Raw genomic sequence first — 7076 nt, forward strand, 5'->3', positions numbered from 1 at the left:
GGGGTTCCTCACTGCGGGTGAGCGGCGTCGGACGCGGGCAGCGCACAGCATCGCGTGAACTACCCTGGGATCAGGATATCCACCCCGGGAGCCCCGAACTGTCCGAACAGACCCAGACCGCCACCCTCGACGAGCGCTACGGCCGCACCCCGGCCCGCAAGCGCCGCAGCCGCCTCTTCGCGATCGTCGCGGCCATCGCGGTCGTCGTGGTCTTCGGTGCGTGGGTGATCTGGGCCGGGCTCGACCAGTCCGACCGCGGCCTCGACCAGGACGTCATCGGGTACGAGGTGCTGTCCGAGCACAGCACCGTCGTCCACTCGCAGGTGTCCGTCGACCCGGGGGTCGAGGCGAAGTGCGCCGTGCAGGTCCTCGACAAGAGCTACTCGATCGTGGGCTGGAAGGAGATCACCGTGCCGGCGTCCGAACAGCGCAGCCGGAGCATCTCCACGCAGGTCACCACGACGACGCGGGGCGTGACCGGCTTGATCCACGACTGCTGGATTCCCTAGACTGTCCTGATTCGCCTCTCGAGACCGACCACTCGGCCGGTCTCGTTTTTTCATGGTCGAAGGGACAGAACATGAGCAACGACACGCAGGTCACCTGGCTGACCCAGGAGGCGCACGACCGTCTCAAGGCGGAGCTCGACGAGCTGAGCGGCGAGGGCCGTGCCGAGATCGCGCGCCGCATCGAGGCCGCTCGCGAAGAGGGCGACCTCAAGGAGAACGGCGGCTACCACGCCGCGAAGGACGAGCAGGGCAAGATCGAGGCCCGCATCCGCGTCCTCACCGAGCTCCTCAAGCACGCCACCGTCAGCGAAGCGGAGTTCGACGGCACCGTCGAGCCGGGCACCGTCGTCACGGCGGTCATCGCCGGCGACGAGTCCACCTTCCTGGTCGGCAGCCGCGAGATCGTCGCCGAGGGCTCCGACCTGACGGTCTACAGCCCGGTCAGCCCCGTCGGCGCGGCCATCGTCGGCCTCAAGGCCGGCGACAAGGCCACGTACACGGCGCCGAACGGCAAGGAGATCGCCGTCGAGGTCGTCAAGATCGAGCGCTACGAGCCGTAGACCCGGCCCACTGCAGACGGGAGGCCCGTGGCGACACCGCCACGGGCCTCCCGTCTGTCCGCTGGTCGCGCCCTCCCGACAGTCCACGCGTCGAACGACTCGTGGATCGTCGCGGACTAGTGCTCGAGGAGTTCCGGGCGGAAGCCGACCTCGTGGAGGCGCTGGATGACCTCTTGCGCGTGCTCCGGGCCGCGCGCCTCGATCGACAGGTCCAGCGCGACCTCGTTGATGACCAGGCCCTGCCCGTGGCGGGTGTGCAGCACCTCGACCACGTTCGCGCCGGCGTCCGAGATGACCTGGGCGACGCGGGCGAGCTGACCCGGGCGGTCCGGCAGCATGATGCGGATGCCGATGTAGCGCGAGGCCGCCACGAGCCCGCGGGTGATCACGCGCTCCATCATGAGCGGGTCGATGTTGCCGCCGCTCAGCAGCACCACGGTGCGGCCGGTGTCGCGGACGGCACCGGACATGATCGCGGCGACGCCGACGGCCCCCGCTGCCTCGACCACGAGCTTGGCGCGCTCGAGCAGGACGAGCAGTGCTCGGGCGGTGTCGTCGTCCGAGACGGTGACGATGTCGTCGACCAGGTCGCGGATGATCGGGAAGTTCAGGTCGCCGGGGCGCGCCACCGCGATGCCGTCGGAGATGGTCGGCTTCGTGGTGATGGTGACGGGCTCGCCGGCGGTGATCGACGACGGGTAGGCCGCAGCGTTCTCCGCCTGCACGCCGATGACCCGGATCGGCCGTCCGAGCCGCTCGGCCATGCCCTTCACCGCGAGTGCGATGCCGGAGATGACACCGCCGCCACCGATCGGCACCACGACGGTGTCGACATCGGGCACCTGGTCGATGATCTCGAGGCCGAGCGTGCCCTGCCCGGCGATCACGGCCGGGTGGTCGAACGGCGGGATGAACACGGCGCCGGTGTGTGCGGCGAAGTCCTTCGCGGCACTCAGCGCCTCTTCCACGGAGTGGCCCCGCAGCACGACGTCGGCGCCGTAGTGGCGGGTGGCCTGCAGCTTGGGCAGGGCGACCCCGACCGGCGTGAAGATCGTCGCGGGGATACCGAGTTCGCGGGCGGCGAGGGCGACGCCCTGCGCGTGGTTGCCGGCGCTCGCGGCGACGACGCCCTTGGCGCGCTGCTCGGCGGACAGGGTCGAGAGCCGGTTGTAGGCACCGCGCACCTTGTAGGCACCGGTGCGCTGCAGGTTCTCGCACTTCAGGTGCACCGGCGACCCGAGCAGCTCGGCGAGGAACTGCGACGTCTCCATCGGGGTGACGCGTGCGACGCCCTTGATGGTCTCGCGCGCCGCCTCGATGTCCGCGAGGGTCGGGATCGCGGCGAGCGTGTGCGGGGAGGCGCTGGTGTCGGTCACTCCCCCATCATCGTCGTTCCGGGGCCCCGCGGCGAACTCGTGTGACGCTCAGTTGGTGCTGGCGGTGTCTTCTTCGGCCGAAGGACCCGAGTCGACGCCCGGCGCCGGGACGTCGTCCCCGACCTTGTGCCGACGTCGTCGGAGCAACTGGATCTGCCCGTGCTGCCCGCGCTTCGGCGTCGCTTCGAGGACGTGGTCGGAGTCGAGCCGTCGCCAGCGTCCGCTCGCGATGGTGGTGACCATGGCGTTCAGCGTCGCGATCAGCGGCACGGCGAAGAACGCTCCGGCGATGCCGGCGAGCCCGGAGGCCGCGGTGACCCCGAGGACGACCGCCAGCGGGTGGACCTTGACCGCGTTGCCCATGACGAGCGGCTGCAGGATGTGGCCCTCGATCTGCTGGACCAGCAGCACGACCCCGAGCACCAGGACCGCCGCGAGGGGACCGTTGAAGATCAGCGCGACGAACACCGCCAGGAAGCCGGTGACGATGGCACCGACGACCGGGATGAACGCGCCGAGGAACACGAACGCGGCGATCGGGATCACCAGCGGCATGCCGCCGAAGAAGAGCCCGACGATGAAGGAGCCCAGGCCGATGCCGACCGCGTCGACGAAGGCGACGAAGATCTGCACGCGGATGAAGCTCGTCAGGGTGATCCAGCCGGCGACACCGGCACCGTCCACCGCTGCGCGCGCCTTCTTCGGGAACAGCCGCACAGACCAGCGCCAGACGTTCTTGCCGTCGATAAGCAGGAAGATCGTGGTGAACAGGATGATGAAGAGCGCCTCGAAGGCGTGCGTCGCACCCGAACCCGCACTGGCGACCCCGGACAGGATCGACGCGGAGTTGTCCTGCAGCCACTTCGTGCCGTCGTCGAGCCACCCGTTCACGTCGGACTGGCTGATGCCGAACCCGGAGCTCAGGACGAAGTCCTTGATGTTCGCGTACTGGTCGACCGTCCGGTCACGCAGGGACGGGTAGGACGCGATGATCTGGTCGACGACGAGCCAGATCAGGCCGCCCAGGGCCGCGATGCCGCCGAGCAGGCTCATCACGACGGCGAGCCACTTGGGCACGTGGTGCCGCTGCAGCCAGTTGGAGATCGGCACGAGGAGCGCCGAGACCACGATGCCGACCAGGAACGGGATGAGGATCTCGCTGAAGACGGTGACGAGCCAGATGAAGACGGCGATCACGCCCACGACGACGAGCGCCCGCCACGACCACGCGCCGGCGATGCGCACGCCGACCGGGACGGATTCCTCGACCACGGGGTCGGGGTGTGTCTGCTTGCTTCCCCATGCCATGGCCCGAGTGTATCGATGTGCTTCCCGTCAGGTGCCAGATACGGCATACGTTCGTGGACGCTCATGTCGGCGCGGTTCGATAGCGTCGCGGCATGCCCAGGTCGACGCTCTCCGCCGCCGAGGCCCGCCGGGTCGCACTCGCCGCGCAGGGGTTCGGACGGCCACCCGCTGAGCCGGTCTCGACGCGCGCGCTGAACGCCGCGTTCGGCCGGCTCGGGCTGCTGCAGATCGACTCCGTCAACGTGTTCGAGCGCAGTCACTACCTGCCGCTCTTCGCCCGGCTCGGTGCGTACGACCGGTCGACGCTCGACCGGCTGACGCTCGGCCGATCCGGCCCGTACACCGAGTACTGGGCGCACGAGGCGGCGTTCATCCCCCGCGACGACCTGCGGCTGTTCCGGTGGCGGATGGACGCCCTGCGGGAGCGGGACGCCGGCCCCACCCGGGTCGACGGCGTCACGCGGACCGCTGCCGTCCGGCGCGAACTGCACGCCCTGCTCCGGGCCGAGGGGCCGATGCGGGCGAGCGCGGTGGAGCACGAGTCGAACGTGCGACGCGGCCCCTGGTGGGGGTGGAGCGACGTGAAGCTCGGGCTCGAGCAGATGTTCCGCTGGGGCGAGGCGGTGAGTGCCGGACGAGCCGGGTTCGAGCGGGTGTACGCCCTGCCCGAGCAGGTGCTGCCCGCAGGCTTCCTCGAGACCGCCCCGCCGCGTGCCGACGCCGTGCTCGAGCTCGTGCGCCAGGCCACACGGGCGCTCGGCATCGGCACCCGAGCGGACATCGCGGACTACTACCGACTGCGCTCCGACGACACGGCCACCGCGATCGCCGAGCTCACCGACGCGGGCGAGCTCCTGCCGGTGCGGGTGGAGGGCTGGGGCGAGCGGGCCTGGCTGCACGTCGGGGCTCGGGTCCCCCGGCAGCTGACGGCGGACGCGGTGCTGAGCCCCTTCGACCCGGTCGTCTGGTTCCGGCGGCGGGCCGAGCGGATGTACGGCTTCCACTACCGGATCGAGATCTACACGCCGGCGCCGAAGCGGGTGTTCGGCTACTACGTGCTGCCGGTGCTGCAGGACGACCGGCTCGTCGGGCGGATCGACCTGAAGAGCGACCGGCAGCGCGGTGTGCTCCGCGTCCGGACCGCGTGGCAGGAGCCGGGCGAGCACCTGGACCCCGAGCGGCTCGCCGACACACTGCGACGGACCGCGAGCTGGCAGGGTCTCGGCGCGATCGAGGTGACCGACCGAGGCACCGCTGCTGCGGCCGTCGCAGGGGCGCTCGGAGTGCCCCTGGTGCCGCACGAGTCCGCTGACGACGCGGACACCCCCGAACCGATCGAGACGGCCGAGGACACGGTCGCCGACGGCATCGGCTGACCCGTCAGAACCGGTCGGCGTTCGCCCGCAGCCGCGCGATGCGGTCGGGCAGCGGCGGGTGCGTCGAGAACAGTCGGTCCATCACACCGGGGCGCATCGGGTCGGCGATCCACAGGTGTGCCATCGAGGAGTTCTGGGTCTGCATCGGTCGGCCGTACGCGCCGAGCTTCTCGAGGGCCCGCGCCAGACCCTCCGGGTGCCGGGTCGTCATCGCGCCCGTCGCGTCGGCCAGGTACTCGCGCTGCCGGGACACCGCCGCCTGCACGCCGGCCGCGGCGATCGGGGCCACGATGACGGCGACGATCCCGGCGATGAGCAACACCGGGTTGGCGCTGCCGCCGTTGTCCGAGTTGCGGTTCCGCCCGCCGGACAGGCCGCTGAAGATCGAGATGCGGAGCAGGACGTCGGCGATGAGGCCGACGGCCACGACGAGTCCGAAGACCATCGTGGACACCCGGATGTCGTAGTTCCGGACGTGTCCGAGCTCGTGCGCCATCACGCCCTGCAGCTCCTGGTCGTCCATGAGCTCGAGCAGCCCCGTCGTCGCCGCCACCACCGCGTGCTCCGGGTCACGCCCGGTCGCGAAGGCGTTCGGCGAGGGATCGGGGATGACGAACACCCGGGGCATCGGCATGCCGGTCGCGATGGCGAGGTTCTCGACGGTGCGCCACAGCCGTGGTTCGGAGGCACGGTCGATCTCGACTCCGCCGGCGATCGCGGTGGCCTGCCGTGCCGCAAGGAAGTACTGCAGCACCGCGTACCCGAGCGCGACCACGAGCACGATGAAGCCGATCGAGACGTTGCCGGCGAGGTACCCGCCGAGGAACCCGAGCGCGCCGATGATCAGCAGGAACACCACGACGATGAGGACGGTGTTGCGCTTGTTCCGCGCGATGGCGCTGTACACGTCGGATCCGACGCTGGGGTCAGAACTGGACGCGCGGCGGCTCGGCGATGGCCGCCGGCTCGTTCGTCTCGAAGAACGGGGCCTCGGAGAAACCGCGGTTCTTCGCGAACGTGGAGTTCGGGAACACCCGGATCTTCGTGTTCAGCTCACGCACACCACCGTTGTAGAAGCGGCGGGCGGCCTGGATCTTGTCCTCGGTGTCGACGAGCTCGGACTGCAGCTGCAGGAAGTTCTGGCTCGACTGCAGCTGCGGGTACCCCTCGGCCACCGCGAACACGCTCTTGAGCGCCTTCTGCATGTGCCCCTCGGCGGTGGAGGCCGTGTCGGCGTCACCGGCGGACAGCGTCTCGGCGCGGGCCTTCGTCACGTCGTCGAAGACCGCCTTCTCGTGCGTGGCGTACCCCTTGACCGTGTCCACGATGGTGGGGATCAGGTCGGCGCGGCGCTTCAGCTGCACCGAGATGTCGCTCCAGGCCTCGTCAACCCGGACCTTGAGCGTGACGAGGGAGTTGTACGTCACCCAGAGGTAGATCCCGATGATCACCAGGACGACCACCACCACTCCGACGACGATGAGCGTCGTGACGAGTCCGGTGTCCATGCGGGCGTACTCCTTTGCGCGTCGGGATCCGCGGTGCTGCGTTGGCCTGAACGGCCATCGTGAAGTCTATCGACGCGCTGAGCATGCTCCGTTCCGTGAGCAGTGTTCACGGCCGATTCCCGAGTCACGCACACCGGGTTCCCGGACTGCGGCCCGATCCCGAACCTCATCCGCGAGGTGTATTGACCGGAGGCCGCCGATCCCGTGGGATGGGTCCGGTGAACACGACCGGGGAGAACGTGGACGAGAGGGCTGTCGGGGGCGACAGCCCTCGTCGTCGTCCCCGCTTCGCCCTGCTCGCAGCTGTGACGACGGTCCTCGTCGCCGCCCTCCTCGGGGCCGCAGCAGCCCCGGCCATCGCGGTCGCCGCGGACGGCACGTCGGTCGACGCTGCCGCTGCGGACGCCCCGGCAGCCCCCGCCGCCCGGGCAGCCGCCAC

At 70.2% G+C, this 7076-nt stretch carries 8 protein-coding genes; 4 read left to right on the forward strand and 4 right to left on the reverse strand.

The features are described 5' to 3' along the window. Positions 1–17 precede the first annotated feature (17 nt). Positions 18–509, forward strand: a complete 492-nt coding sequence (locus DEJ06_RS07000; protein ID WP_051596498.1) for a DUF4307 domain-containing protein — start codon at positions 18–20, stop codon at positions 507–509. 71 nt (positions 510–580) lie between these two features. Beyond that, positions 581–1069, forward strand: a complete 489-nt coding sequence (greA, locus tag DEJ06_RS07005) for a transcription elongation factor GreA (RefSeq protein WP_017886739.1) — start codon at positions 581–583, stop codon at positions 1067–1069. Positions 1070–1185: 116 nt separating this feature from the next. On the opposite strand, the gene ilvA is transcribed toward greA, so the two are convergent. Both ilvA and DEJ06_RS07015 read right to left on the reverse strand, forming a co-directional pair. Next, the gene (gene ilvA, locus DEJ06_RS07010; protein ID WP_071406124.1) at positions 1186–2445 is read right to left on the reverse strand and encodes a threonine ammonia-lyase; all 1260 of its coding nucleotides are present in this window, start codon (positions 2443–2445) and stop codon (positions 1186–1188) included. A 48-nt stretch (positions 2446–2493) separates the two neighbouring features. Continuing rightward, entirely contained in the window at positions 2494–3753 is a 1260-nt protein-coding gene (locus DEJ06_RS07015) for an AI-2E family transporter (RefSeq protein ID WP_051596497.1), read from the reverse strand. Positions 3754–3845: 92 nt separating this feature from the next. Here DEJ06_RS07015 and DEJ06_RS07020 point away from each other — a divergent pair, with 92 nt between their 5' ends. After that, positions 3846–5129, forward strand: a complete 1284-nt coding sequence (locus DEJ06_RS07020) for a winged helix-turn-helix domain-containing protein (protein WP_111029596.1) — start codon at positions 3846–3848, stop codon at positions 5127–5129. Between the two features lie 4 nt (positions 5130–5133). Here DEJ06_RS07020 and DEJ06_RS07025 read toward each other — a convergent pair whose 3' ends face one another. Both DEJ06_RS07025 and DEJ06_RS07030 read right to left on the reverse strand, forming a co-directional pair. Next, positions 5134–6036, reverse strand: coding sequence for a M48 family metalloprotease (locus tag DEJ06_RS07025; RefSeq protein ID WP_111038846.1), 903 nt, complete (start codon positions 6034–6036; stop codon positions 5134–5136). Positions 6037–6055: 19 nt separating this feature from the next. Continuing rightward, positions 6056–6637 carry a LemA family protein gene (locus DEJ06_RS07030; RefSeq protein WP_027464499.1) on the reverse strand — a complete coding sequence of 194 codons (582 nt, stop codon included), beginning with the start codon at positions 6635–6637 and terminating at the stop codon, positions 6056–6058. Positions 6638–6855: 218 nt separating this feature from the next. Here DEJ06_RS07030 and DEJ06_RS18210 point away from each other — a divergent pair. Then, positions 6856–7076: hypothetical protein (locus tag DEJ06_RS18210; RefSeq protein ID WP_181437341.1), on the forward strand; the 221-nt coding region annotated here is incomplete at its 3' end.

It is taken from the genome of Curtobacterium sp. MCLR17_051 (assembly GCF_003234395.1).
Lineage (GTDB): Bacteria > Actinomycetota > Actinomycetes > Actinomycetales > Microbacteriaceae > Curtobacterium > Curtobacterium flaccumfaciens.